The following is a 425-nucleotide window of genomic DNA, read 5'->3' on the forward strand; positions in this document are numbered from 1 at the left end:
GTGCCCTCCGTGAACTCCAGCTCCAGGCCGAGGGCGTTGGACTCCTCGACCGTGATGACGCCCTCCTTGCCGACCTTGTCGAGCGCCTCGGCGATGAGCTCGCCGATCGCCGGGTCGCCGGCCGAGATCGCGGCCGTGGCGGCGATCTCCTCCTTGGTCTCGACCTCCTTCGCCTGGTCGAGCAGCTGGGCGGTGACCGCCTCGACGGCCTTCTCGATGCCCTTCTTCAGGGCGATCGGGTTGGCGCCGGCCGCGACGTTGCGCAGACCCTCGCGCACGAGCGCCTGGGCCAGGACGGTGGCGGTGGTGGTGCCGTCGCCCGCGACGTCGTCAGTCTTCTTGGCGACCTCCTTGACGAGCTCCGCACCGATCTTCTCGTACGGGTCCTCGAGGTCGATCTCCTTGGCGATGGAGACGCCGTCGTT

Annotated in this window: 1 protein-coding gene; it reads right to left on the reverse strand. The window is 69.2% G+C overall.

The annotated features are described in order from the left end of the window. Positions 1–425 (reverse strand): TCP-1/cpn60 chaperonin family protein (locus G3I71_RS48340; protein ID WP_275409462.1); only part of this gene is annotated, 425 nt, incomplete at both ends.

This window comes from Streptomyces sp. SID12501 (assembly GCF_010550245.1).
In the GTDB taxonomy this organism is placed as follows: domain Bacteria; phylum Actinomycetota; class Actinomycetes; order Streptomycetales; family Streptomycetaceae; genus Streptomyces.